We start from the raw sequence: 26,341 nt of genomic DNA, 5'->3' as shown, positions 1-26,341 counted from the left end.
GGCCGGAGGTTGTGTCTGTCCGTAGGGACAGGCGCTCAGCAAGTCGTCCAGCGCTCAGCTCTGGCCGCGCAGGCGCTCGGCGAGCGCCTGGCACTGGGGGGCCAGCTCGAGCACCGCGGTCGTCTCCCACAGCTGCGGCCGGCGCAGGCTGCCGACGGCGTGCAGCCAGCTCGACGCCTGGCCGTGCGCGTCGATCACCGCCCCGTCGTCGGCGATGCTCGCGCCGAGCGGGTCGGGCACCAGCAGCCCGCGAGCGATCAGGGCGCGCAGCAGCGGGTCGTCGCAGTCGCGCGAATCGGGCGCGGGACCGGTGGCGTTCAGCAGCGCCGCCACGCGCAGGTGGACGCGGGTGGTCTCGCCGCGCGGGCGGATCGTCGCGGTGATCGCGTCTGTCCCGAGGGACATGTCTTCGATGCGCCCGGCGTGGACCCGTAGCCGACCGCTCGCGCGCAGCTCGGCGATCGCGGCGGCGGTCGCCGGCGCGGCGCGGTGGCGGTGGGCCTCCCAGTAGACCCGCAGGTGACGGACGAAGCGTTCGCGCTCGCACGCCGGCCAGCGGCGCCAGATCGCCTGGGTCACCGGGCGCAGGTCGGCGAGCAGGTCGCGCCAGTCACCGCCGCGGGCCGCCTCTGTCCGGGCGGCCATGCGCAGCGCGTGCAGGGCCCCACGCGCCGTGGCTGGCCAGTCGGTGTACGCCGGCGGATGCGGGTCGGGCGGACGGGCCGGGGCGCGGTGGGCCTGCGGCAACAGGCCGTGACGCGAGAGCAGGTGCACAGGTCCGCGGTGGCCGGCGCCGGCGAGCCCGAGGGCGAGGTCGAGCGCCGATAGACCTGTCCCGAAGACCAGCACCGCGGCGTCCCGCGCGATCGCGGGCCCCGGCGCGGTCCAGGGGTCGTGGACGTAGCGCGGATCGGCGCGGACGCGGGCGTCGAGGCCGGCGGGCAGGCGCGGGGGGAGGTTGCCGAGGGCGAGCACGACGTGATCGGCGGCGAGGCGGGTGCCGTCGGCCAGCGCGAGGACGGCCGGTCCGGCGGGCCCGGGCGGCGCGACGTCGACGACATGTCCCGAGAGACATGTGATGGCCGGGCCGGCCGCGGCCACCAGCTGGCGCAGGTAGTCGCCGTAGACGCCGCGCGGCAGGAAGCTGCCGCCGCTGGCCGAGGGGTCGCGCGTCCGGGCCCAGCGGACGAAGTGGTCCGGATCGTCGGCGAGCGCGCTCATCCGTCCGGCGGGCGTGTTGAGGAGGTGGCGCGGGTCGGCTGTCCGATAGGCCAGGCCGGGTCCGAACTCGCCGCGGGCGTCGACGAGCGTCACGCGCGGGCCGCCGGCGCGGGCGAGGTGCCAGGCGACGGCGGCGCCGCAGAAGCCCGCGCCGACGACGACGACTGCGGGCGCGGACGCGGACGGCACCTCGCGAGCCTAGTGCCCGGGCCGCGCGGCTTCAACGGGGGACGCGCCGGCCGAGCTCGCGCAGACCAGGCGACCGACGGCTCGCGCGGCCTGAAGGTCCCGGCCGCGCCCGCGCGGGGCCTCGCGCGTCGGTGGCGACACAAGGGAGGTGACAAGCGCGCGCGCCGGTGCTATCCGCGCGGCATGGCCGCCCGCCTCAGCGTCAACGTCAACAAGGTCGCGACCCTCCGCAACGCCCGCGGCGGCGATGTCCCGAGCGTGATCGCGGCGGTGCGGACGATCGTGGCGGCCGGGGCGCCGGGGATCACGATCCACCCGCGGGCCGACGAGCGGCACATCCGAGCCGTCGACGCGCGGGCGATCGCGGCCGAGCTGGCGCCGCTGCGCGAGCAGATCGAGTTCAACATCGAGGGCGACCCGCGGCCCGACCTGCTGGCGATGGTCGAGGAGCTGCGGCCGCACCAGTGCACGCTGGTGCCGGTGCGGCCTGGCGAGATCACGAGCCAGGCCGGGTGGCCGACCGACACCTCGCGCGCCGAGCTCGGCGCGATCACGTCCCGCCTGCACGGGCTCGGCGTCCGGGTGTCGCTGTTCATCGAGGCCGACCTCGCGGCGGTGCGGTGGGCCAGGGACGTCGGCGCGCAGCGGATCGAGCTGTACACCGAGCCGTACGCGCACGCCTTCGCGGCCGGCCGCGGCGAGGCCGAGCTGGCGCGCTTCGCCGCTGCCGCCGAGCTGGCCCACGATCTCGGCCTCGGCATCAACGCCGGCCACGACCTCGACCTCGACAATTTGCCGCTGTTCAGCCGCCTGCCGCACCTCGACGAGGTCTCGATCGGCCACGCGCTGATCAGCCACGCGCTGTTCGTCGGCCTCGACCGGGCCGTCCGCGACTACATCGCGGTCCTGGTCGAATAGACATGGCGCAAGGGACATGTCCTCGTAGACAGCCATCGCGCTCCGGCGCGCGCGTGCGCCCGCGCTCGCGGACGGGCGTCGACGGGCGGCCGCGGCTGCGGTATCCCAGTGGGGTGCGGGTGCTGCTGTGCCAGTGCAACACGGTCTTCGAGCACGAGGTGATCGCCTGTGTGCGTCGCGGGGCCCGGAGCGTCGAGGAGGTCGGCGACGACTGCGAGGCCGGCACCGGCTGCGGCAGCTGCCGCGGGGCCATCAAGACCATCCTCGAGGAGGAGGCCCAGAAGCGGCGCGGCGGTCGTGACGGCGGGGCGCCCGAGGCGCTGTTCCAGCTACCGCTGTTCAAGACACGAAAAGAGTAGTGCCCTCGCACCGCAATTGCGGTACAGCAACGGCGCACGGGACTGCGCGTCCCGATCGAAAGCCATGCTCATCGTGCAGAAATTCGGCGGCTCTTCGGTCGCCAACCTCGAGCGGATCCGCAACGTCGCCCAGCGGGTCCTCGCGACCCAGCGCGCGGGTCAGGACGTGGTCGTCGTCGTGTCGGCGATGGCGGGCGAGACGAACCGCCTGATCGGCCTCGCCAACCAGCTGGCGCAGGAGGGCGAGGGGCAGGTGGGCGGCGCCAGCAAGGGGCCGTACGTCGCCAGCGAGCGGGCCGGCGACCGCGCCCACGAGCGCGAGCTCGATCAGCTGGTGAGCACCGGCGAGAACGTCAGCGCCGCGCTGCTGGCGATGGCGATCCAGAACGCGGGCGGGCGCGCCATCTCGCTGGTCGGCCACCAGATCGGCCTGCAGACCGACGCGACCTACACCAACGCGCGGATCCTCGGGTTTCCCACGGGCGTATCCGCCAGGAGGTGTCGGCCGGCAACGTGGTGGTGTGCGCCGGTTTTCAGGGGCTAAACGCCGCCGGCAACATCACCACGCTCGGCCGCGGCGGCTCCGACACCTCGGCGGTCGCGCTGGCGGCGGCGCTGAAGGCCGACGTCTGCGAGATCTTGACCGACGTCGACGGGGTCTACACCACCGACCCGCGGGTCGAGCCGCGCGCGCAAGATCCAGCGCATCACGTACGAGGAGATGCTCGAGCTGGCGAGCCTCGGCGCCAAGGTGCTGCAGATCCGCAGCGTCGAGTTCGCCATGAAGTTCGGCGTGCCGGTGCACGTGCGATCGAGCCTGAACGAGAGCGAAGGGACGTGGATCGTGTCTGAGCAGAAGAGTCTGGAGTCCGCGGTCGTGACCGGCGTCGCCCTCGACCGCAACGAGGCCAAGGTCACCCTCACCAACGTGCCCGACGTCCCGGGCACCATCGCGTCGATCTTCGGCGTCCTCGCGGGGGCCGACATCGTCGTCGACATGATCATCCAGAACGCGAGCCGCGGCGGCTCCACCGACGTCACCTTCACGGTGCCGGAGAACGACCTCAAGAAGGCCGTCGCCGGCCTGCGCAGCCTCGAGCTGCCGGACGCCGGGCCGATGGAGATCCTCAGCGACCCCGACATCTGCAAGATCTCGATCGTCGGCGTCGGCATGCGCACCCACGCGGGCGTCGCCTCCAAGGCGTTCGAGATCCTCGCCCGCGAGAACATCAACATCCAGATGGTCTCGACCTCGGAGATCAAGGTCTCGGTGGTCGTCCACGAGCGCTACGGCGAGCTGGCCCTGCGGGCCCTGCACGCCGGGTTCGGCCTCCACGAGGGCCGACGAGCAGCGCCGCCTGAGAGGGGCTGCGGTGGTCCGCGTCGGGGCGACAGTCGCGTTGATCGCCGCGCTCGTCGTGGCGCTGGTCGCCTGGCTGCGGCCGACCGCGCCGGAGCTGCTGGTCTACACGGCCTGCGACTTCGCGGTCGAGGTCGACGGCGTCCTGCGCTGCGACGACGAGGCGCCGCGCGACCTCGCGGCGCTGTGCGGCGTCGGCTCGCCGAGCCTCGCGCTGTCGCACGGCGACGCGGTCACGCGCGCGACGCTGTGCGCCGAGGCGACGCCGGGACCCGGCGCGAACGGCTGGGGCCGCATGCGCGGCGAGGATCTCGAGGCGCTGGCGATCCCCGTAGATCTCAATCGTGCGTCGGCCAGCGAGCTCGAGAGTCTGCCGGGGATCGGTCCCGAGTTGGCGCGGCGGATCGTCGAAGGGAGACCTTACGCGACCGTCGACGACCTGGACCGTGTGCGCGGGATCGGTCCGACGCGGCTGACCGCTGTTCGCCCGCGTGCGCGCGTGGAAATCAGCGGACAGGAACCATAGAACAGGTGTGAAAGTACATGTCGAAAGAGACATGTCGAGCGTCTGCGCGCGCTGGCGGACTCTGCGCGTGAAGACGCGACGGCAGGTTAATCACACCCGTATTCCGGCCGGGCGAGCGACAACGCGCCGGAGGCGCCCGTGCGCGCCTGGATTGGCCGCAGGTGCCGTACGGCTCAGTCTGCGAGCACCACGTCGGCCGACGCTTGATCGAAGCGACGAAGTCCGAAATCGTGGCGCCGTTGTTTCCGCTCGCGCGGCGCGGACGCCGCCCGGGCAGAAAGTTCGCTCGGTTTCGGGCGCACCTCATTCAGGATTTTCACGGACCATGAAGACTCGACCGATCATTCGCCTTCTCACTGCAGGATTCTGCGCTGCCACCCTGTCCGCTTGCGGCGACGACGGCGGCGAGCTGACGGGTGCCACTGCCAACAACACCGAGAGCGGCGCGACGACCGACGACGGCGAGACGACCGCCGGGCCGGGCGGAAACTCGGACACGCAGGGGCCGACCACCACCTCGCCGACCACCGGCATGGGGATGAGCGACACGCAGGCGACGACCGAGGGCACCACGACCGAGGCGGAGACCGGGACGTCGAGCACCACCGAGGCGACCGCGACGACGACGGAGGGCGTGACGGAGGCGTCGCCGGTCTGCGGCGACGGCGTGCAGGAGGGCAGCGAGGAGTGCGACGACGGCAACGACGTGGCGGGCGACGGCTGTGAGCCGGGCTGCGTGTTGTCGGCGGTGTGCGGCAACGGCCAGGTCGAGGCGGGCGAGGCCTGCGACGACGGCAACACCGACGACGGCGACGAGTGCAGCGCCGACTGCCAGACCGCCGCGCCGCCGCAGGAGTGCGGCAACGGGGCCGTCGAGGAGCCGGAGCAGTGCGACGACGGCAACCAGGACGCGGGCGACGGCTGCGAGCCCGACTGCACCTTCACGCCGGCCGAGTGCGGCAACGGCGTCAAGGAGACGGGCGAGCAGTGCGACGACGGCAACGACGTCGACGGCGGTCCCAACGACTTCTGCAAGAACGACTGCACCCCGTACTCCCCGCCGCAGTGCCAGGCGCCGGCCGACTACGTCAACTGCGACGACGCGATCGTCCTGAACGACAAGGCCGACAAGACCAACGCCCTCAAGGCGATCGGCATCTGCAACCAGCAGGCGAACAACTCGATCCAGGTGACCGACTTCGTGTTCGACGCCGCGGCGCAGAACAACACCTGGCAGGTGGCCAAGGGCTTCGGCACCTACACCTACGATCACGACAACGACCCGCAGACGCCGAACCAGCTGCTGTACAGCCCGCGCGAGGGCAGCGCCTTCCTCATGCTGTCGAGCGGCACGATCAACGCGCCCAACAACGCCGGCGTCGTCACCCACGCCGTCAACTCGCAGGTCGGCAACGGCGACAACTTCAACTCCGACGACAACGCCCTGCCGGCGCCCTTCAAGGTCGGCTTCGGCAGCAACAACGGCGCGGGCGGCACCCCGTTCAAGAGCTGCGACAACGGCATCCCGAACGGCGACAAGGACTGCTCGGACACGCTGCAGGCGCAGTGGACCCTCGGCGCCAGCAACCCGAACGACCGCATCTACTTCACGTTCAAGACCACCGTGCCGCAGGGGACCTTCGGGTACTCGTTCGACTTCGTGTTCTGCTCGTCGGAGTGGCCGACCTACGTCGGCACCTCGTTCAACGACATGTTGATCGCGTACCAGGTCGATCCGACGGCGGACAACCCGAACGTCAACCCGCCGGTCGATCCGTACAGCGGCAACGTCACCTTCATCCCCAACCCGAACGACCCGACCACGGGCCTGCCGCTGACGATCACGGCGCTCGACCCGTACTTCGACGGCCCGGGTTACACCTACAACGAGCCGCAGCTGGCGGGCACCGGGTTCGAGCAGCACGCCTGCTCCGACTGGTTCACGGCCAAGGGCGGCGTGCAGCCGGGGGCGCAGGTCACGATCGGCTTCTACCTCGCCGACATGCAGGACAACATCCTGGCGACGCTGGCGCTGCTCGACAACTTCCGCTGGGACTGCGAGGGTTGCATCCCGAGCGAGGTCGACGACTGCGGCGTCCAGCCGATGTGATCGGCCTGCTGGCCTGATGCACGACGAGGCGCGCACGGCGACGTGCGCGCTTCGTCGCGACGTCGGTCTGTGACATTCGTGAATGTGATATTGCGGCGAGTCGAGCGAGTCGAACAAACGCGACGTCCAATCATCGGCGCTGAAATGGCTCGTGCGGAGCGGCCGCGCGACCTTGCGGAGGCGTAACGAGGCGCGATTGGAGACCGCGGGCAAGTTCGTGCGTCTTGCGCCCGAACGGCGGTCCAGTGACGAGAGTCGGGTGTTGCGCTCGGATCTCTGCAGGTTCGGCGGACGGGCGGACGTCCCGGCTTGATCAACCGTGAAATATGGGAAATCGTGGCGATGCCGCCACGCATTCGAGGACGGCCGCCTTCTCTGCGACTAGGACACCACCATGACGACTCGACCGATCATTCGACTCCTTACGACAGGTTTTCTCGCCACGGCGCTCGGCGCGTGCGGTGACGACGGCAACAACGTCTCCTCCGCGTCGGAGGGCCAGACTCAGGGCGACGACACGACCACGACGACGAACGCGTCGAACGCCACGCCGGGCAGCGCCAGCGAATCGGAGACCGCGCAGCCGACGACCGAGTCGCCGACGACGGGCGTCAGCGACAGCGACACGCAGGGCACCACCGACAGCACGACCACGGACGCGACCACCACCACCTCGACGGGGACCGAGACCGAGGGTGTGACGGAGGCGACGCCGGAGTGTGGCAACGGCGTGCAAGAGGGCAGCGAGGAGTGCGACGACGGCAACGACGTCGAGGGCGACGGCTGCGAGCCGACCTGCACGATCACCGCGGTGTGCGGCAACGGCCAGGTCGAGGGCGGCGAGGCTTGCGACGACGGCAACACCGAGGACGGCGACGAGTGCAGCGCCGACTGCCTGACCTCCACGCCGGCGCAGGAGTGCGGCAACGGCAGCGTCGAGGAACCCGAGCAGTGTGACGACGGCAACGTCGACCCGGGCGACGGCTGTGAGCCCGACTGCACGTTCACGCCGGCCGAGTGCGGCAACGGCATCAAGGAGCGGGGCGAGCAGTGTGACGACGGCAACGAGGTCAACGGCGGTCCGAACGACTTCTGCCTCAACGACTGCACCCCGTTCTTCCCGGCCAACTGCCAGGCGCCGGCCGACTACGTGACCTGCGACAACACGCCGGACGTGATCAGCAACAAGGCCGACAAGAACAACGCCCTCAAGGCGATCGGCATCTGCAACGTCGCGCCGAACAACTCGATCATCACCTCGAACTTCCAGTTCTCGCAGGCGGTCGACAACACCTGGCAGGTGGCGAAGGGCTTCGGCAGCTACACCTACGACCACGACAACGACCCGCAGACGCCGAACCAGCTGCTCTACAGCCCGCGCGAGGGCGACACCTTCCTGATGCTGTCGTCGGGCTTCATCGCCGCGCCGAACGGCCAGGGCGTGGTCATCGAGGCGCCCAACTCGCAGACGCACGACAACAACGGCAACCCCGACGGCAACGTCAACCAGGTCCCGCTGCCGCCGCCGTTCAAGAACGTGAACGGCAGCAACAACGGCGTCGGCGGCACCCCGTTCAAGAACTGCGACAACGGCGTCCCGAACGGCGACAAGGACTGCTCGGACACGCTGCAGGCGCAGTGGCAGATGACGAACGGCAACGCCAACGACCGCATCTACTTCACCTTCAACACGACGGTGCCGGCGGGCACGTTCGGCTACACCTTCGACTTCGTGTTCTGCTCGGCCGAGTGGCCGAGCTGGGTCGGCTCCTCGTACAACGACCTGCTGATCGCCTACCAGGTCGACCCGACGCCGGACGACCCGAACCAGGTCCCGCCGGTCGATCCGTACAGCGGCAACGTCACCTTCATCCCCAACCCGAACAACCCGGCCAGCGGGCTGCCGCTGACCATCACCGCGCTCGATCCGTACTACGACGGCCCCGGCTACACCTACGCCGAGCCGCAGCTCGCGGGCACGGGCTTCGAGCAGCACGCGTGCACCGACTGGTTCACCGCCAAGGGCGGCGTGCAGCCGGGCGCGGAGGTGACGATCGGCTTCTTCCTGGCCGACATGTCCGATCAGTACCTGACCACGGTCGCGCTGCTCGACAACTTCCGCTGGGACTGCGAGGGTTGCGTCCCGAGCGAGGTCGACGACTGCGGCGTCCAGCCGATGTGAGTGATGTGGCGTGCGAAGCGGGCCGTGCCTGCGGGCGCGGCCCGCTTCGCGCTAAGCATGTGATGTGTCGCGAGCACGACCTCGCGCCTCGCGCTCTTACGCCCTTGAAAGGGTGTGGCGAATGGGAAACGCTGGCATGCAATCGGCCGAGCCCGCGTGCGGTCGGCCACGACCTTAGAACCCAGGACCATGACCATGAAGATTTCCGTGCTTCGACTCTTCTCCACCGGACTGTGTGTGACCGCGCTCGCGGCGTGCGGCGACGCCGTCGACAACCTCACTGCGACGGTGGGCCAGACCGAGGGCAACACCTCGACCGACGCCACCACCGACAGCAACCCGACCCCCGGGAGCAACAGCAACTCGGAGAGCGACACTGCGCCGACGACCGACACGCCGACGACGGGCGTCAGCGACAGCGACACGCAGGGCACGACCGCCGCGACGACGGACGCCACCACCTCCACCACCACTGATGCCACCTCGACCACGACGGAGGGCGTGACCGAGGCGTCGCCCGAGTGTGGCAACGGCGTGCAGGAGGGCAACGAGGAGTGCGACGACGGCAACGACGTCGCGGGCGACGGTTGCGAGCCCGCGTGCACGATCACCGCGGTGTGCGGCAACGGGACCGTCGAGCTGGGCGAGGCGTGCGACGACGGCAACACCGAGGACGGTGACGAGTGCAGCGCCGACTGCCTCACCGCCACGCCGCAGCAGGACTGCGGCAACGGGTCCGTCGAGGACCCCGAGCAGTGCGACGACGGCAACCAGGAGCCCGGCGACGGCTGCGAGCCGGACTGCACGTTCTCGCCGGTCGAGTGCGGCAACGGCATCAAGGAGCGGGGCGAGCAGTGCGACGACGGCAACGAGGTCAACGGCGGCCCGCAGGACTTCTGCCTCAACAACTGCACGCCGTTCTTCCCGGCCAACTGCCAGGCGCCCGCGGACTACGTCGTCTGCGACAACACCCCGCAGGTGATCTCCGACAAGAACGACAAGACGAACATGCTCAAGGCGATGGGCATCTGCAACGTCGCGCCGAACAACTCGGTCATCACGAGCGACTTCCAGCACTCGAACCCGGTCAACAAGAGCTGGCAGGTGGCCAAGGGCTACGGCACCTACATGTTCGACCACGACAACGACCCGCAGACGCCGAACCAGCGCCTGTACAGCCCGCGCGAGGGCGACGCCTTCCTCATCATCTCGAACGGCGACATCGTCGCGCCGAACGCCGAGGGCATCGTCATCGAGGCGCCGAACAACCAGGGCACCACGAACAACGGCAACCCCGACGGCGGCCCGCTCCCGGCGCCGTTCAAGGCGGTCAACGGCAGCAACAACGGCGTCGGCGGCACCCTGTTCCAGAACTGCGACAACGGTGCCGGCGACAACGACTGCTCCGACACCATCCAGGCGCAGTGGGAGATGACCAACGCCGACGGCAACGACCGCATCTACTTCAGCTTCAAGACCGTCGTGCCGCCGGGGACCTTCGGCTACACCTTCGAGTTCGCGTTCTGCTCGGCCGAGTGGCCGACCTACGTCAACAGCGTGTTCAACGACCTGCTGATCGCCTACCAGGTCGACCCGACGCCGGACGACCCGAACCAGAACCCGCCGGTCGATCCGTACAGCGGCAACGTCACCTTCATCCCCGATCCGAACGACCCGACCAAGGGTCTGCCGATCACCATCACCGCGCTCGACCCGTACTTCGACGGCCCGGGCTACACCTACAACGAGCCGCAGCTGGCCGGCACCGGCTTCGAGCAGCACGCCTGCTCCGACTGGTTCACCGCCAAGGGCGGCGTGCAGCCGGGCGCCGAGATCACGATCGGCTTCTTCCTGGCCGACATGTCCGATCAGTACCTGTCGACCGCCACGCTGCTCGACAACTTCCGCTGGGACTGCGAGGGTTGCGTCCCGAGCGAGGTCGACGACTGCGGCGTCCAGCCGATGTGATCGTCGCGGGAGCGTGAGCTCGAAGGGGGCGTGCACGGCGACGTGCGCGCCCTTTTCACGCCCGAGGCGAGCCGGAAGCGGCGCCGCGAGTGAGGCGAACGATCGCCTCGTTCGATCCTCGCGTCCGACGGAAAGCGGGCGAAGTGGCCATCGAGCCCGGAGCGCCGCGCAGCTCGGCGTCTCGCCGATGTGAGGCCTACGACCTGCGCCCAAGGCCGGCCTGCGACGCCGTCGACGCCGTCGCGTACGGCGGACTTACGCCCTTGAAATGAAGGGGCGGATGGGAAACGCTGGCGTGCGATCGGCCAGGCCCACGTGCGGTCGGCCACGACCTTAGAACCCAGGACCATGACCATGAAGATTTCCGTGCTTCGACTCTTCTCCACCGGGCTTTGCGTGACCGCGCTGGCGGCCTGCGGTGACGCCGTCGACAACATCACGGCGTCGGGCAACCAGACCGAGGGTGACACCTCGACGGACACCACCAGCAACAACCCGACGCCGGGGAGCAACAGCAACTCGGAGAGCGACACCACGCCGACGACGACCACGCCGACGACGGGCGTCAGCGACAGCGACACGCAGGGCACGACCGCCGCGACGACGGACGCGACCACCACTACCACCGATGCCACCACGACCACGACGGAGGGCGTGACCGAGGCGTCGCCCGAGTGCGGCAACGGCGTGCAGGAGGGCAACGAGGAGTGCGACGACGGCAACGACGTCGCGGGCGACGGTTGCGAGCCCGCGTGCACGATCACAGCGGTGTGCGGCAACGGCACCGTGGAGCTGGGCGAGGCGTGCGACGACGGCAACACCGAGGACGGTGACGAGTGCAGCGCCGACTGCCTCACCGCCACACCGCAGCAGGACTGCGGCAACGGGTCCGTCGAGGACCCGGAGCAGTGCGACGACGGCAACCAGGAGCCCGGCGACGGGTGCGAGCCCGACTGCACGTTCTCGCCGGTCGAGTGCGGCAACGGCATCAAGGAGCGGGGCGAGCAGTGCGACGACGGCAACGAGGTCAACGGCGGCCCGAACGACTTCTGCCTCAACAACTGCACCCCGTACCAGCCGGCCAACTGCCAGGCGCCCGCCGACTACGTCGTGTGTGACGACGCCGCCGACGTGGTCACCAACAAGGGCGACAAGAACAACATGCTCAAGGCGATGGGCATCTGCAACGCCGCGCCGAACAACTCGATCCTCACCACGGACTTCCAGCACTCGAACCCGGTCGACGTCAGCGGCAGGTCGCGCGCGGCTACGGCAACTACACGTTCGATCACGACAACGACCCGCAGACCCCGAACAAGCGCCTCTACAGCCCGCGCGAGGGCAACGCCTTCCTCATCATCTCGAGCGGCGAGATCGCCACGCCCAACGCCGAGGGCGTCGTGATCGAGGCGCCGAACAACCAGGGCACCACCAACAACGGCAACCCCGACAACGCCCCGCTGCCGCTGCCCTTCAAGGCCAAGAACGGCAGCAACAACGGCGCCGGCGGCACCCCGTTCAAGAACTGCGACAACGGGGCCGGCGACAACGACTGCTCCGACACCATCCAGGCCCAGTGGGAGATGACGGACGCCGACGGCAACGACCGCATCTACTTCAGCTTCAAGACCACCGTGCCGCCGGGGACCTACGGCTACACCTTCGAGTTCGCGTTCTGCTCGGCCGAGTGGCCGACCTACGTCGGCACCTCGTGGAACGACCTGCTGATCGCCTACCAGGTCGACCCGACCCCGGACGACCCGAACCAGAACCCGCCGGTCGATCCGTACAGCGGCAACGTCACCTTCATCCCCAACCCGAACAACCCGGCGCAGGGCCTGCCGATCTCCATCACCGCGCTCGACCCGTACTTCGACGGCCCGGGCTACACCTACAACGAGCCGCAGCTGTCCGGCACCGGCTTCGAGCAGCACGCCTGCTCCGACTGGTTCACCGCCAAGGGCGGCGTCCAGCCCGGCGCGGAGATCACGGTCGGCTTCTTCCTGGCCGACATGTCCGACGAGTACCTGTCGACCGCCACGCTCCTCGACAACTTCCGCTGGGACTGCGAAGGCTGCGTCCCCAGCGAGGTCGACGACTGCGGCGTCCAGCCGATGTGAGCCGCAGCCTCGCTGCGCGCACGACGAGGGCTCCGAGCGCCGCTCCGGGGCCCTCGGGCCGTTTAACGAGGGGAGTTGCTCGCGGCAACGGGGAGCGGGCGCTCGCCGCGGAGCGCCCCTCCAGCGGCGCGGCGGGCCATGGAGGCGCGGTGGGCGGCGTCTCGGCGCGCGCCGCCCGTCCTGTAGGGGCCGAGGTGCGCCGAAAAGACGCCGAGCTCGCCGCGTCAGGCGCCGACGCGGCACGCGGCAGCTCACGGGCGTCGGGGCGTGGTCACGCCTTGCGCAGGCGAGACGCGCCCGCATGGGAGCAGGTCCCGTGGATACGCTGATGGGACATGTCTAGATAGACATGCCCGCAAGGACATGCTCGCGGGGACATGCCCCTACGCGCAGGCCCGTTCGGCGCTCGCGCCGCTCAGGGCTTCTTCTCGACCGGCGCGACAGGGCCGGCCGGAGCCGCGGCGGGCAGGGCCTTGGGGGCGGCGGGCTGAGCGGCCTTGAGGCGCTTGCGGCGGGGCTCCCACACGGCCTTGGGGCGCAGGGGGATCCGGCCGCCGAACAGCGAGAAGTAGCGCTGGACGCCGTCGTTGCCGCCGCCGAGGATGCCGAACAGGGCGCGCCAGTGGAGGCCCTTCTTGGTGCCGATGCTCTCGCCCTGGGCGTCGCGGATCGGCTGCTCGTCGCGCCACCACCAGCCGAGGCCGGGGCCGACGACCTGGGTGTCGCGGCCGCGGCCGCGGTGGCGGGCCCACAGCGCCGGGACGACCTGCGTGATGCGGCCCTTGCGGCGGATGTCCCACCACATGAAGGCGCCGAAGGTGCCCGAGTTCTCGCCGCGCTCGATGTGCCAGACCAGCGGGAACTGGACCCAGTCGTTGTCCTGGCCGCGCCGGCGCTGGAACAGCAGGGCCGGGAAGACGCTGGTGGTTGGTGTCCTTGGCCCAGTTGTTGTCGCGCAGGAACAGCGGCAGGAGCCAGGTCATGCGCCGCTCGGCGTAGCTGTGCGCGGTGTAGAAGAGCGGCGGCGCGACCACGGTGGTCACCTTGTGCGGCCGGCGGAAGTTCCAAACCATCAGGCCGGCCTGGAACCACCGGTAGTCCTCGCGGCGGGCGCCGACGAACAGCGGCGGCAGCACGACGGTGGTGCTGCGGTCCTTGGTTCGGTAGGCCTTACGGAAGAACAGCGGGAAGAAGACGGTGGTCTTGAACTGCCGCGTGGTGGTGTGGCCGAAGTTGAGCGCGTACCAGGTGAGGCGCTCGCCCGGGCGCACGTTGGCGCCGCCCAGCAGGGTGAGGAACCGGCGGCCGCCCGGGTCCTTGTCGAAGTAGTAGAGCATCAGCGCGCCGTGGCTGGTGCGACCCTTGCCGTCCTTGCCGTAGAGGAACAGCGGCCACGAGCCCCACAGCGTGTAGCGGCAACGATCGTCGTCCTCTTCGCGGAAGCCGCACTTCTGGTAGCGGAACGCGAACGGGACCACGCCGGTGAAGCGGTAGTTCTTGTTGAGGCGGAAGATGTCGAAGAAGATCGGCGGGGTCAGGCTGAAGCGGGTGAAGTTGAACTGACCCTTGACGCCGACGACGAACGGGAAGGCGACCCACGAGCGGCGACCGTTGGCGCGGCGGCGGTCGAACCACAGCGGCACGGCGATGGTGGTGTGCTCGAGCTTGTTCTTGTCGGCCTGGTGGAAGATGAGCGGCAGCGAGATCAGGCGCCGCTTCTCGACCGAGTCGTGCCACCAGTAGACGGGCACCACGCCGGCGTTGAGCGAGGTGCGGGTGAGGCGGTGGAACGCCGGGCCGGCGATGAGCGTGTGCGTGCGCCGGACCTTGTCGCGGCTGTAGAAGAACGGGAGGACGAGGCCGGCGTCGACGTCGATGCCGTCGGGCTGGCGCTGGCGGAAGTAGAACGGGATGACCGCGAGGTTCTTGCGCGGCTTCTCGCCGCGGGTGGCCGTGCGCCAGACCAGCGGCGACCACATGTCGAGGTCCTCGCTGGGCGCGCGGTGGCGGGCGAACAGCGGCGCGACGACGAGGTTGCTGGCGACGCCGCCCTCGACCTTGCGGCGATCGTAGAAGACCAGCGGGATGAGGCCGAAGCCGCGGCGGGTCGGATCTTTGTAGCCGCGGAAGCCGTACAGCAGCGCGGCGGCCGACCACGTGCGCTGCTCCGGCGTGCGGTAGGCGCCGCCCAGCGGGGTGAGGGTGAGCGTCTTGCCCTCGGCGTGGCGGCGGTAGAACAGCGGGAACAGGGCGGTGTGACGCTCGCCGGCGGGGCGCTTCACGTCCCAGAACAGGTTGAGGACGCCGAGCGTGCGGTGGTCGGGGCCCTTGTCGCGGGCGAACACCAGCGACACCGTGCGCGAGCGCTGGGCCTCGACGTCGTGGACGTGGCCGAACAGCAGCGGCGGGACGATGCCGTAGCGGAACTTGTCGTCGCGGCCGGCGAACACCAGCGGGGCGAGGCCGCCGTGGCCGCCCGACTTGACCTTCTTGGCGTAGGCCGGGCCGAGCACCCACAGGTCGCTCGGGTGCTGCGGGTCGGTGTCGCGGCGGTGCCAGAACAGCGGGGTGATGGTCTGGTACGAGCGGGTGCCGTCGCGGCCGACGAACGCGAGCGGGGCGAAGCCGGCGTCCCAGCGCTCGCCGCGGCGGCGGTAGTAGCCGAGCACCGCCGCCGAGACGGTGCGCTCGCCCTTGCCGCCGTAGGCGCTCGGGTCGTGCGAGTGGCCGAACAGCGGCGTGACGACCTGGAAGCTCTTGCCGCCCGGCTCGTTGCGCACGAACGTGAGGAGCGGGGTGATGCCGAAGCCCCAGCGCCCGTTCTTGCCCGAGCGACCGCCGCCGAGCAGCGTGTAGACCCGCGTCTCCTGCGGGCTCTTGCGCGCGTAGACGAGGGGCACGAACACGCTGCTGGTGACGCCGGCCTTGACGTCGCCGAACTGCCAGAACAGCGGGAAGAGCACGCGGTTGCGCTGCTCGGGGTCGCGGTAGCTGACCCACGGGAACACCGACCAGGCGACGCTGCCGCGGTCGCGGTTCTCGAGCGCCACACCAGCGGCGTGGCCGAGAACAGCTTGCGCGTCGGGGTCTGGTGCGAGAACGTCAGCAGCGGCGGGACCGCCCACGAGCGGCGGCTGCGGGCCTTGTCGCTGCGCTGCACGTACAGCAGCGTCCACAGGTCCTTGCGGTTGCCGTACTCGCTCGACTGCCAGTGGACGAACGGCAGCACCGTGTGCCACTTGAGCCCGCGGGCCTTGTTCTGCCCGCCGAGGTACAGCGGCACGCCGACGTTGACCGTGCTCGGGCCGCGGGTCACGCGGTAGAACAGCGGGAAGCCGACGAAGTAGCGCAGGTCGTTGAGCGGGTCCTTGTCGGTGGTGTTCTTGTGGCCGTACCAGAACAGCACCGCCGAGAAGCCGCGCAGGCTGTCGGGCGTCTTCTGGTGGTAGTGGAACGGGACGACGACCAGGTTCTTGACCGACTTGTTGCCCCACCGCCAGACGAACGGGAACTGGCCGAAGCTGTACTGCTCGCCGACCCGCTTGTAGCCCATCAGCAGCGCGACCGCGCCCCAGCCGGTGGTGCGCTCGCTGAACGAGCCGAAGAACAGGATCGCCGGCGACAACCACCGCCGCTTCGCGGTCCGCTGGCTGTACCAACCTGTCGTGAGGGACAGGTCGAAGTGGAACAGCTTCTCCGGGTGGTTGGCGGCGCCGGTGCGGTGGAAGAACAGCGGCGGCAGCGTCAGCGCGCGCGTGCGGTGCGTCGTGTAGGTGCGATCGATCCAGAACGGCGGGACGCTCTTGCCCTTGAGGAAGCGCGAAGCCTCTTCTTGCGGCTCGGGCTCCGGCTCGGCTTTGGGCTCGGTGGTGGCGATCGGCGCGAAGATCTGGCCGTCCTGCGCCGGGGCAGGGGTCGGTGCGTCGGCCTCGGCCTCCGCTTCGACCGCGACCTCGCCCTCCGCGGGGGGCGGCGCCAGGGTGGGCGCCGGGCGGGTCAGCGGGCTGCCCGTTGGGCCAGGTCCCGAAGGCGCTGGCGTTTCGGACATGTCCTCGGGGGCAGGCTCGACCGGCGTCGGCTCGGTGCCGGGCGCCGCGGAGGGCTGCTCGCTCGGCAGGCGCCGCGGGGTCGTGCGCGGCGGGGGGCCGAGCAGCAGCGGCGCGCCGAGGCCGGCGACCAGGTCGGCGGCGCGCAGGCCCGGGGCGGCGCGCAGGCTCGGCAGCAGCGGCGGCGCGGGCGGGGCGATCACTCCGAGCGCGCCGGTGCGGGTGCGGGCGTGGCTGTCCTGAGGGACAAGTCCGATAAGACAGGCGCCGACGAGGCCCGACACCGCGAGGACGCGTGAGCGACGGACACCGGACTCGAGCGCACGCGTCGTCGCGGGCTCGGCGATCGGCGTGACCTCGCCGGGCGCGTCGGTCCGGGGGCTCGCGTCGGCGCCTCCGAGGCGCGCAGTGGGCTCAGAGGCGACCAAGGGCCGGGAGGCAATAGCCAATCCGCGTTTGCCGTGTCAACCAAAGGATCCGGGGCTGGCGGCGAAAGGATCCGGGGCTGGCGGCGAAAGGATCCGGGCTGGCGGCGGTTTGACAGCCCTGGCGCCACGCGCTACATGCGGCCGGATGAAGGCCGCGACCCGCGACGACGGCACGCAGCTCCCGCCGGAGCTTGACCTCGATCTCGTGGCCCTGGCTCGCTCCGGGCCGGGCCCCTACGCCATTCAGGCGGAGCTCCCCGCGCCGTGGATGAAGACGGTGCTGGCGCACACCGACGCCGAAGTCACGAGCGCCGGCTCCACCTCGCTCGAGGTGACGCCGCTGGGCGAGGGCACCAGCTATCTGGTCCGCGGGACCCTCCAGGGCGGCTACAGCGTCCCCTGCGCCCGTTGCCTGGCGCCGGCGGCGGTCTCGGCGGGCGGGGAGATTTGCGTCCACTTCGTCCGTGATCGCGTCGGCGACGCCGAAGACGACGACAGCGAGACCGAGTCGCCGGACGAGCGCAGCTTCTCGGGCACGCGCATCGACCTGCGGCCGCTGCTCGTGGAGCAGGTGCTGCTCAGTTATCCGATCCGGGCGCTGTGCGCCTACGGCGAGGCGTGCCGCGGGCTGTGCATGCGCTGCGGCGCCGAGCTGAACGGTCAGCCGCTGGGGCCGTGCGCGGCGTGCGGAGCGGCCGACGCCCAGGTGCCGCTCGTCACCCTCGACGACAAGGACGAGGGCGAAGAGGAGGCGCCGGCGAAGCCCGCGACGTCGTGGCAGGCGGCCTTGCGGCAGCTGGCCGACTCGGGCGTGGGCGAGGACGACGACACCGACGCCGACAACCAGGGCTTCGCCGGCCCTATTCCCGGCGTCGACGATTTCGATCCCGGGTTCGGCGAGCCCGAGCCGCGGCCCGGCGACAGGGCCCCGAAGGCCGGCAAGCCAGCCGGCAAGCCGGCGGGTAGATCGTCTACGGCGCCCGCGAGCAAGTCGGGCGCCGCCGGCAAGTCGGCGACCCCGTCCGGCAAGTCGGGCAAGGCCCCGAACAAGTCGAGCAAGCCGACCAGCAAGTCCTCCGGCAAGCCCGCGGCGAAGTCTTCGTCGGGGCCTGCCGGCAAGAAGAAGCAGTGATCCCTGCCCGGAGGTTTGAGTTATCTCAGGTCCTCCGGGCGCTCTACCGCCCCCGGCGCCGATTGTGGCGCCGGGAAAAGCGCTAGACTCCGCCCCCGCTTCCAAGGCGGTTCGTGCCATGGCTGTCCCCAAGAAGAAGAAGTCCCAGTCCCGTCGCGACATGCGGCGCGCCCACCACGACAAGCGCTCGGCGCCGACCCTCGTCGCCTGCCCGAACTGCCAGGAGCGCGTGCGTAGCCACCACGTTTGCCCGGCCTGCGGTCACTACAAGGGCCGTGAGGTGATCACGATCGCGCAAGAGTAATAAGAGGTGGCGGCGACGAGGAAGATCGCGCTCGACGCCTTCGGCGGTGATCACTGTCCCTTCGTCGAGGTCGAGGCCGCAGTCCTCGCCGCGCGCGCCGGGCAAGAGGTGATCCTCGTCGGCGACCGGGCGCGCCTCGTCCCGCAGCTCGCGCTCCTCGGGATCTCTCGCTTCGAGGGCGAGGACGGGATCACCGTCCATCACGCGTCGGAGACGATCACCATGGAGGACACCCCCTCCAAGGCGGTCCGCTCCAAGCCCGACGCGTCGATGGTCGTGTGCTTCGACCTGGTCCGCCGCGGTCAGGCTGCCGCGGTGGTCTCGGCCGGCAACTCGGGGGCGATGCTCGCCAGCGGGCTTTTCCGCTTCGGCCGGCTCAAGGGGATCGATCGCCCGGCGATCGTCTCGAGCTTCCCGCGGCCGAAGGGCGGCCCGTGCGTGCTCATCGACATGGGCGCGAACGTCGAGTGCAAGCCGATCAACCTCGTGCAGTTCGCGGTGATGGGGGCGATCTTCTCCAGCACCGCGCACGGCAAGAAGCCGCGCGTCGGTGTGCTCTCGAACGGCAGCGAGGAGGGCAAGGGCACCGACCTCACGCGCGCGGCGCATCGCCTGCTGTCGGCCCACCCGAGCCCGGCGTTCTCCTTCCACGGCTACGTGGAGGGCAAAGACTTCTTTAAGGACACCGTCGACGTGATCGTCACCGACGGGTTCACGGGCAACGTCGCCCTGAAGGTGATGGAAGGCACCGCGAGCGGGATCGTCGGGTTTTTGCGCGCGGCGGTGATGAAGACCGCGCGCACCAAGCTCGGCGGGCTGATCCTGCGCCCGGCCTTCCGCGCCCTCGGCGAGCAGCTCGACCCCGACTCGTACGGCGGCGCGCCGCTGCTCGGCGTCGACGGGGTAGCGATCATCTGTCACGGCGGCGCGGGACCGAAGGCGCTAGCGACCGGGATCCGGATCGCCGCCGACTACGCGGCGCGCGACCTCACGCCGGCGCTACGGGCCGCGATCGGCGATCACCGCGAGCTGTTCGCCGCCGCCAAGCGCGAGGATTCACCTGTATGAACGAACATGTCTCTTCGGACAGCGCTGGGGTCGCAAGGCCGCTCGCGTTTATGTTCCCCGGCCAGGGCAGCCAGGAGCCCGGCATGGGCAAGGCGCTCGCCGAGGCGTTCCCGGCCGCGCGGCGCGTGTTCGCCGAGGCCGACGAGGCGCTCGGCGAGTCGCTGTCGCAGCTGTGCTTCGAGGGCCCGGCCGAGGCGCTGGCGCAGACCGCCAACACCCAGCCGGCGATCCTCACCTGCAGCATCGCCGCGTGGACGGTGGTCACGAGCGAGCTCGGGCTGCAGCCCGCGGCGCTGCTCGGCCACAGCCTCGGCGAGTTCTCGGCGCTGGTCGCCGCGGGCGCGCTGTCGTTCGTCGACGCGGTCAAGCTGGTGCGGCTGCGCGGCCTCGCGATGCAAGAGGCCGTGCCGGCGGGCGTCGGCGCGATGGCGGCGGTGATGGGCGCCGACCCGGCCGCGCTCGAGCAGTGGTGCGAAGAAGCGAGCGTGGGGGGCGAGGTCGTCAGCCCCGCGAACGAGAACGGCGGCGGACAGATCGTGATCGCCGGGCATGCGGCCGCGGTCGAGCGAGTGGTCGCGCGCGCGAAGGAAGGTCGCGCGAAAGCGATGAAGCTCAACGTGTCGGCGCCGTTCCACTGCGCGTTGATGCAGCCGGCGGCCGAGCGCGTCGCCGCGGCGCTCGCCGACATCGCCATCTCCGCGCCGCGTGCGCCCGTGATCGCGAACGTCGACGCCGAGCCGTATCCGTCGACGGGCGATCCGCAGGCCGTCCGCGACAGGCTCGTTCGTCAGATCACCGGCCGCGTCCGGTGGGAGGCGAGCGTGCGAACGGTGATGCGCATGGATATCTCTCGCGGGCTCGAGCTCGGGCACGGCAAAGTGCTCCACAACTTGATTAAACGCATCGACAAGGGCTTCTCGGTCGTCGGCGTCGGTTCCCCGGCGGACCTCGATGTGCTAAAGCTCGGCACCTAGTGTCGGGCCACGAAGCCACTCCTCAAGCCAGGGCGCTGCCGCCGTCGCTCGCGCTCACCGGACGCGTCGCGCTCGTCACCGGCGCGTCGCGAGGCATCGGCCGGGCGATCGCCCGCGTGCTCGCGCAGCGCGGCGCGACGGTGGCGGTCAACTACGCCGCCCGTGAGGACGCCGCCCGCGAGCTGTGCGACGAGATCGTCGGCGAGGGCGGCGCGGCCAGGCCGTTCGGCTTCGACGTCGCCGACGCCGCCGCGGTCGAGGCCGGGGTGCAGAAGATCGTCGCCGAGCTCGGCGGCCTGCACATCCTCGTCAACAACGCCGGGATCTCGATCGACGCGCTGCTGATGCGCGCCGCGCCGGCCGACTTCCAGCGCGTCCTCGACGTGAACCTCAAGGGCGCGTTCTTCTGCGCCAAGGCGGCCGCTCGCCACCTGCTCAAGGCCAAGGCCGACGGCCGCATCATCAACATCAGCAGCGTCATCGGCGAGCAGGGCAACGCCGGGCAGGCGATGTACGCCGCCGCCAAGGCCGGCCTGCTCGGGCTGACCCGCTCGCTCGCCCGCGAGTTCGCCAGCCGCGGCGTGACCGTCAACGCCGTCACGCCGGGCTTCTTCGAGACCGACATGACCGCCGCGAGCGTCCACGGCGACGCCCGCGAGGCGCTGCTCAAGCAGATCCCGCTCGGCCGGATCGGCCGACCCGAAGAGGTCGCCGAGGCCGTCGCTACCTGGCCGCGCCGGCCGCCGCCTACGTCACGGGGCAAGTCCTCGCGATCAACGGCGGCCTGCGCATGTGAAACGCCTTTGTGCGCCGCTTGTGACCCGTCTGGAGAGGGAACCACACTATGACGACAGCCGACATCGAGAAGCAGGTCATCGAAATCGTCCGTGAGCAGCTCGACGTGAAGCCCGAGGACTGCACGCTGGACAAGATCTTCACCGACGACCTCGGCGCCGACTCGCTGGCGATCGTCGAGCTCGTCCTCGCGTTCGAGGAGCACTTCGAGATCAAGATCCCCGACGAAGAGGTCGAGAACATCAAGACCGTCGGCGACGCGGTGAACTACATCCGCGCGCGCCGCAAGGCCTGAGGGGTCGTTGTGACGGGGCGCAGGGTCGCGATCACGGGAGTGGGGCTCATCAGCCCGCTGGGCGTCGGCAACGACGAGAACTGGCGGAGCTTGTGCGCGGGGAAGTCGGGGATCGGACCGATCACGCGGTTCGACGCGAGCGCGATGACGACGCGCATCGCCGGCGAGGTGCGTGACTTCGACCCGACGCGCTGGATCCCGAAGAAGGAGGTCCGACAGATGGACCTCTTCATCCAGTACGCGATCGCGGCCGCGGCGATGGCGGTGGAGGACGCGAAGCTCGGGCCGCCCGACGATCCCGAGCGCTTCGGCGTCTACGTCGGCGCCGGCCTCGGCGGCCTGCCTGTCCTCGAGGCCACGCACGACTCGCTGCGCGAGAAGGGGCCGCGTCACGGCATCAGCCCCTACTTCGTGCCGGCGATCATCGTCAACCTCGCGCCCGGCCAGATCTCGATCCGCCACAACTACCGCGGGCCGAACATGAGCCACGTGTCGGCCTGCTCGACCGGCGCGCACAGCATCGGCGAGGCGTTCCACCTGATCGCCCGCGGCGGCGCCGACGTCATGATCGCCGGCGGCACCGAGGCCACGGTCTCGCCGCTGTGCGTCGGCGGGTTCGCGTCGATGCGGGCGCTGTCGACCCGCAACGACGAGCCCACGAAGGCGTCGCGGCCGTTCACCCTGAGCCGCGACGGCTTCGTGCTCAGCGAGGGCTGCGGCCTCGTCGTGCTCGAGGAGTGGGAGCGCGCGCAGGCCCGCGGGGCTCGCATCTACGCCGAGATCGTCGGCTACGCGGCGACCTCGGACGCACATCACATCACCGCGCCGCCGCCCGACGGCGAGGGCGCCCAGCGCTGCATGCGGCTCGCGCTGCGCGACGCGGGGCTCGCCCCCACGGCGGTCGGCTACATCAACGCCCACGGCACCTCGACCGGCGCCGACGCGACCGAGACCGGCGCGATCAAGGCGGTGTTCGGCGAGCACGCGCGCAAGCTGGCGGTGTCGTCGACGAAGTCGATGCACGGCCACCTGCTCGGGGCCACCGGCGGGCTCGAGGCGGCGATCTGCGCCCTCGCGCTGCACTACCAGGTGCTGCCGCCGACCATCAACCTCGACGATCCCGACCCCGAGTGCGACCTCGACTACGTGCCGCACGGGGCGCGCAAGGTCGCGGTCGACGTCGCCCTCTCGAACAGCTTCGGCTTCGGCGGCACCAACGCGTGCCTCGCGTTCAAGCGGGTGGGGTAGACCGACCATGCGCGTCCACCTCGGCAGCGACCACGCAGCGATCGAGCTCCGGCGCGAGCTCGCGGCCGCGGTCGCGGCGTTCGGCCACGAGGTCGCGAGCGAGACCGGGCCGTCGACCGCCGCCGAGTCGGTCGACTATCCGGACATCGCGGCGACCGTCAGCGCGTGCGTCAGGGCCGACCCGGGCTCGCTCGGCCTCCTGGTCTGTGGGACAGGTCAGGGCATGGCGATGGCGGCCAACAAGCAGGCCGGCATCCGCGCCGCGGTGGTGATGGATCCGTTCAGCGCGGCGATGGCCCGCGAACACAACGACGCCAACGTGCTCTGCCTGGGCGCGCGGGTGGTCGGCGTCGAGCTGGCGAAGGTCCTGCTCAGGACCTTCCTCGACGCCCGCTTCGCCGGGGGGCGCCACGCCCGGCGGGTCGAGAAGCTGGAGCCCGGGGGTAGGTTGCTCTGCCCGGTCTGCCGCAGCGGGAGCATCAAGGTCCTCGACTCGAGGGAGAGTCGGGACGGCGGTGCGATCCGGCGGCGGCGGGCGTGCATGGACTGCAACCACCGGTTCACGACGTACGAGCGCATCGAGACCACGCCGCCGATCGTGCTCAAGCGCGGCGGCGGCAAGCAGGCGTTCGACCGCAACAAGATCCGCGCCGGCTTGCAGCGCGTGTGTCACAAGCGGCCGGTCGACGACGAGCAGATCGAGGCGCTGATCGGCGCGGTCGAGCTGTGGGCCGCGACGCGCGGTGAGCGGGAGATCCGCGCCGAGGAGATCGCCGACCGCGTCACTCGCCTGCTGCGGCCGCTCGACCTGGTCGCCTACGTCCGCTACCTCGCCAGCCACGGCGTCTATCACAACGTCGACGAGTTCGTTCATCTTCTGGGCCAGATGGAGAAGGCCGCGCACACCAGCCCCGAGGGTCAGCGCACGCTGTTCGAGATCGACGCGCGCGGGCAGATCCAGCTGAGCGCGCCGAGCCGGCTGTTCGTCGAGGCCGAGGACGAGGCTGACCCCGGGGACAGGTCGAGCGCGGCCGCGGTGCCGGACAGCGAGGTCTCGTGATCACGCCCGAGCTGGCCGACTTGCTCGGCGGTGCGGACGGGGTCGCCGACGACGGACCGGCCGCGATCGCGGCGGCGCTGGCGAGCGTGGCGGCGGCGAACGAGTCGCCCGAGGCGCGCGACGTCCGGCTGATGGGCGCCGCCGTGGCGCTGGCCCGCTCGGGCACCGGCGCCACGTATCCCAACCCGTGCGTCGGCGCGATCGTCGTGCAGGGCGAGCGGGTCGTCGGCGCCGGGCGCAGCGCGGTCACCGGGGGGCCGCACGCGGAGGTCTCGGCGCTGTCGCAGGCGGGTGGGGCGGCGCGTGGCGCCACGGTCTACGTCACGCTCGAGCCGTGCTCGCACTTCGGCCGCACGCCGCCGTGCACCGGGGCGCTGATCGCCGCCGGCGTCGCGGAGGTCGTGGTCGGTGCCCTCGATCCGGCCGCGCACGCCGGCGGACGCGGCATCGAGCTGCTGCGCGCCGCCGGCATCCGCGTGCGCCACGGCGTGCTCGCGGGCGCGTGCGCGTCGGCACACGAACACTATGTGCACCACGAGGTGACGCGGCTGCCGTTCGTGACCCTCAAGATCGCGTCGTCGCTCGACGGCCAGATCGCGGCTGGCTCCGGGGACAGCAAGTGGATCACCGGCGAGCCGGCGCGGCGGCTCGGGCACTGGTTGCGGGCCCGTCACCACGCGATCGCCGTCGGCGCCGACACCGTGCTGCGCGACGATCCCGCGCTGTCGGTGCGCATGGTCACCGGCGTCGATCCGCTGCCGGTCATCTTCGACAGCGCGCTGCGCGTGGCCGGGGCGGTGCGGCGGCCGACGTTGCTGCGCCCGGGCAGCGTGGTGCTGCACACGAGCCGCGCCCCGGCGGCGGCGCAGCGGGCGGTCGAGGACCTCGGCCTGCGGCGCATCGAGCTGGCCGGCGACGCCGAGGGTCGCGTCGACGTGGCCGGGGCGTTGCAGGCGCTGGGCCAGCTGCCGCTGCGTTCGCTGCTGGTCGAGGGCGGCGGGCGGATGATCGCCAGCTTCGTCGCCGCGGGCGCGTGGCAGCGGTTCTATTGGTTCCATGCCCCGGTGGTGCTGGGCGACGGCAAGCCGGCCGCGGCGGGCCTGAAGGTCGCGGCGGTCGCCGACGCCACGCGGCTCCGTCCGCTGCTGCGCACCGACGTCGGGGTCGACGGCCTCACCATCCTGGGGCCGCCGGCGGATCGCGCCGAGGAGCCCGCGAGACGCGAGAGCTGACGCCGGTGGCGGCCGCCGCGGGCCGTCGATCCGGCCGGTGATCTGTGCCATAACCCCCGCATGTTCACCGGCCTCGTGCGCGGCGTCGGCACGGTCGAGCGCGTGATCCCCGGCGCGCAGCGACGCACCTTCGTGATCGCCTACGCCCTGTCGGAGGGCGATCGCAGCCTCGGCGCGAGCGTCGCGATCAGCGGCGTCTGCCTCACCGTGGTCGCCTCGACCGCGCGCGACTTCACGGTCGAGGCGGCGTTCGAGACGCTGGCCGTGACGACCCTCGGCGACCTGCGGCCGGGCAGCCGCGTCCACCTCGAGCCGGCGCTGCGCCTCGGCGACGCGCTCGGCGGGCACCTCGTCGCGGGCCACGTCGACGGCCTCGCGCGCGTGCGCAGCCGGGTCGCCCGCGGCGACGCGCTCGAGTGTGGTTCGACGTGCCGGGCGAGCTGGCCCGCTACATCGCGGTCAAGGGCAGCGTGTGTGTCGACGGCGTCAGCCTCACCGTCAACGCGGTCGACGCCCGCGGGTTCGCGGTCGGCCTGATCCCGCACACCCTGGCGGTCACGACGCTGAACGAGCGCAAGGTCGGCGACGCGGTCAACCTCGAGGTCGACCTGATGGCCCGCTACGTCGCCCGCCTGCTCGGCGCCGGCGACGAGCCCGCCCGCGCGGCCGCGCCGCCGCTCACGCGCGAGGCCCTGGCCCGCGCGGGCTACCTCGACGACGCCGCCGCGGGTTACACTGACTCTGGGGACAGGTCCGATGCGACATGTCTCGAAGCACCTGTCTCTGAAGACAACCAGTAGCACCAT

Annotated in this window: 22 protein-coding genes and 1 pseudogene; 20 read left to right on the top strand and 3 right to left on the bottom strand. The window is 71.0% G+C overall.

The features are described from left to right. Nucleotides 1-54: 54 nt before the first annotated feature. Nucleotides 55-1,410, bottom strand: coding sequence for an FAD/NAD(P)-binding protein (locus OV079_RS17895; RefSeq protein ID WP_267770006.1), 1,356 nt, complete (start codon nt 1,408-1,410; stop codon nt 55-57). Nucleotides 1,411-1,593: 183 nt separating this feature from the next. Here OV079_RS17895 and OV079_RS17890 point away from each other — a divergent pair, with 183 nt between their 5' ends. The 4 genes and pseudogenes from OV079_RS17890 (at nt 1,594) to OV079_RS17865 (ending at nt 4,573) form a co-directional block, all read left to right on the top strand. Next, a complete protein-coding gene (locus OV079_RS17890) occupies nt 1,594-2,328 on the top strand; it encodes a pyridoxine 5'-phosphate synthase (protein ID WP_267770005.1) in 735 nt (244 codons plus the stop codon). A gap of 113 nt (nt 2,329-2,441) precedes the next feature. Next, complete coding sequence (locus OV079_RS17885; RefSeq protein ID WP_267770004.1) at nt 2,442-2,687, top strand: (2Fe-2S)-binding protein; 246 nt, start codon at nt 2,442-2,444, stop codon at nt 2,685-2,687. A gap of 64 nt (nt 2,688-2,751) precedes the next feature. After that, a pseudogene (locus OV079_RS58110) lies at nt 2,752-4,026 on the top strand (aspartate kinase); the annotation flags it as partial. 61 nt (nt 4,027-4,087) lie between these two features. Further along, entirely contained in the window at nt 4,088-4,573 is a 486-nt protein-coding gene (locus tag OV079_RS17865; protein WP_267770000.1) for a ComEA family DNA-binding protein, read from the top strand. A gap of 173 nt (nt 4,574-4,746) precedes the next feature. Here the strand turns inward: OV079_RS17865 and OV079_RS17860 are convergent, their stop codons facing one another. After that, nucleotides 4,747-4,893 (bottom strand): hypothetical protein, encoded by a 147-nt coding sequence (locus OV079_RS17860; RefSeq protein ID WP_267769999.1) that lies wholly within the window; start codon nt 4,891-4,893, stop codon nt 4,747-4,749. Nucleotides 4,894-4,898: 5 nt separating this feature from the next. On the opposite strand from OV079_RS17860, the gene OV079_RS17855 reads away from it, so the two are divergent. From OV079_RS17855 to OV079_RS17835, 5 genes are all read left to right on the top strand, one after another. Next, complete coding sequence (locus OV079_RS17855; protein ID WP_267769998.1) at nt 4,899-6,683, top strand: DUF4215 domain-containing protein; 1,785 nt, start codon at nt 4,899-4,901, stop codon at nt 6,681-6,683. 394 nt (nt 6,684-7,077) lie between these two features. Continuing rightward, complete coding sequence (locus OV079_RS17850; RefSeq protein WP_267769997.1) at nt 7,078-8,865, top strand: DUF4215 domain-containing protein; 1,788 nt, start codon at nt 7,078-7,080, stop codon at nt 8,863-8,865. 195 nt (nt 8,866-9,060) lie between these two features. Further along, nucleotides 9,061-10,833: a DUF4215 domain-containing protein gene (locus tag OV079_RS17845; RefSeq protein WP_267769996.1), complete on the top strand. Its 1,773-nt coding sequence runs from the start codon at nt 9,061-9,063 to the stop codon at nt 10,831-10,833. 354 nt (nt 10,834-11,187) lie between these two features. Then, nucleotides 11,188-12,237, top strand: a complete 1,050-nt coding sequence (locus OV079_RS17840) for a DUF4215 domain-containing protein (RefSeq protein WP_267769995.1) — start codon at nt 11,188-11,190, stop codon at nt 12,235-12,237. Next, nucleotides 12,234-12,953 (top strand): choice-of-anchor L domain-containing protein, encoded by a 720-nt coding sequence (locus tag OV079_RS17835; RefSeq protein WP_267769994.1) that lies wholly within the window; start codon nt 12,234-12,236, stop codon nt 12,951-12,953. Before OV079_RS17840 ends, OV079_RS17835 begins: the two co-directional genes overlap by 4 nt. A 383-nt stretch (nt 12,954-13,336) precedes the next feature. Here the strand turns inward: OV079_RS17835 and OV079_RS17830 are convergent, their stop codons facing one another. Beyond that, nucleotides 13,337-15,916: a hypothetical protein gene (locus tag OV079_RS17830; protein WP_267769993.1), complete on the bottom strand. Its 2,580-nt coding sequence runs from the start codon at nt 15,914-15,916 to the stop codon at nt 13,337-13,339. A 1,656-nt stretch (nt 15,917-17,572) separates the two neighbouring features. Here OV079_RS17830 and OV079_RS17825 point away from each other — a divergent pair. The 11 genes from OV079_RS17825 to OV079_RS17770 all read left to right on the top strand — a co-directional run bounded on the left by OV079_RS17825 (nt 17,573) and on the right by OV079_RS17770 (nt 26,335). Beyond that, nucleotides 17,573-18,559 (top strand): YceD family protein, encoded by a 987-nt coding sequence (locus OV079_RS17825; RefSeq protein ID WP_267769992.1) that lies wholly within the window; start codon nt 17,573-17,575, stop codon nt 18,557-18,559. Nucleotides 18,560-18,677: 118 nt separating this feature from the next. Further along, nucleotides 18,678-18,863, top strand: coding sequence for a 50S ribosomal protein L32 (gene rpmF, locus OV079_RS17820; RefSeq protein ID WP_096325866.1), 186 nt, complete (start codon nt 18,678-18,680; stop codon nt 18,861-18,863). A 6-nt stretch (nt 18,864-18,869) separates the two neighbouring features. Beyond that, a complete protein-coding gene (gene plsX / locus OV079_RS17815; RefSeq protein ID WP_267769990.1) occupies nt 18,870-19,931 on the top strand; it encodes a phosphate acyltransferase PlsX in 1,062 nt (353 codons plus the stop codon). Between the two features lie 50 nt (nt 19,932-19,981). Further along, nucleotides 19,982-20,905 carry an ACP S-malonyltransferase gene (gene fabD / locus OV079_RS17810; RefSeq protein ID WP_267769989.1) on the top strand — a complete coding sequence of 308 codons (924 nt, stop codon included), beginning with the start codon at nt 19,982-19,984 and terminating at the stop codon, nt 20,903-20,905. Next, complete coding sequence (locus OV079_RS17805) at nt 20,905-21,753, top strand: 3-oxoacyl-ACP reductase family protein (protein ID WP_338088913.1); 849 nt, start codon at nt 20,905-20,907, stop codon at nt 21,751-21,753. Before fabD ends, OV079_RS17805 begins: the two co-directional genes overlap by 1 nt. Further along, on the top strand, nt 21,750-21,995 hold the full coding sequence (gene acpP / locus OV079_RS17800) for an acyl carrier protein (protein WP_267769988.1): 246 nt from the start codon (nt 21,750-21,752) through the stop codon (nt 21,993-21,995). Before OV079_RS17805 ends, acpP begins: the two co-directional genes overlap by 4 nt. 9 nt (nt 21,996-22,004) lie before the next feature. Continuing rightward, complete coding sequence (gene fabF / locus OV079_RS17795) at nt 22,005-23,243, top strand: beta-ketoacyl-ACP synthase II (RefSeq protein WP_267769986.1); 1,239 nt, start codon at nt 22,005-22,007, stop codon at nt 23,241-23,243. Nucleotides 23,244-23,250: 7 nt separating this feature from the next. Continuing rightward, a complete protein-coding gene (rpiB, locus tag OV079_RS54125; RefSeq protein WP_276602727.1) occupies nt 23,251-24,303 on the top strand; it encodes a ribose 5-phosphate isomerase B in 1,053 nt (350 codons plus the stop codon). Continuing rightward, nucleotides 24,300-25,535 carry a bifunctional diaminohydroxyphosphoribosylaminopyrimidine deaminase/5-amino-6-(5-phosphoribosylamino)uracil reductase RibD gene (gene ribD, locus OV079_RS17780; RefSeq protein WP_267769984.1) on the top strand — a complete coding sequence of 412 codons (1,236 nt, stop codon included), beginning with the start codon at nt 24,300-24,302 and terminating at the stop codon, nt 25,533-25,535. The genes rpiB and ribD overlap by 4 nt, the downstream gene beginning before the upstream one ends. Nucleotides 25,536-25,595: 60 nt before the next feature. Then, nucleotides 25,596-26,072 (top strand): riboflavin synthase, encoded by a 477-nt coding sequence (locus tag OV079_RS17775; protein ID WP_267769983.1) that lies wholly within the window; start codon nt 25,596-25,598, stop codon nt 26,070-26,072. Continuing rightward, the gene (locus OV079_RS17770; RefSeq protein WP_267769982.1) at nt 25,964-26,335 is read left to right on the top strand and encodes a hypothetical protein; all 372 of its coding nucleotides are present in this window, start codon (nt 25,964-25,966) and stop codon (nt 26,333-26,335) included. Before OV079_RS17775 ends, OV079_RS17770 begins: the two co-directional genes overlap by 109 nt. Nucleotides 26,336-26,341 lie beyond the last annotated feature (6 nt).

This window comes from Nannocystis pusilla, from assembly GCF_026626665.1.
GTDB classification, from domain to species: Bacteria; Myxococcota_A; Polyangia; order Nannocystales; family Nannocystaceae; genus Nannocystis; species Nannocystis pusilla.
The sequence above is the reverse complement of the archived record's forward strand: the minus strand, read 5'-3'. Positions and strand labels throughout refer to the sequence as shown.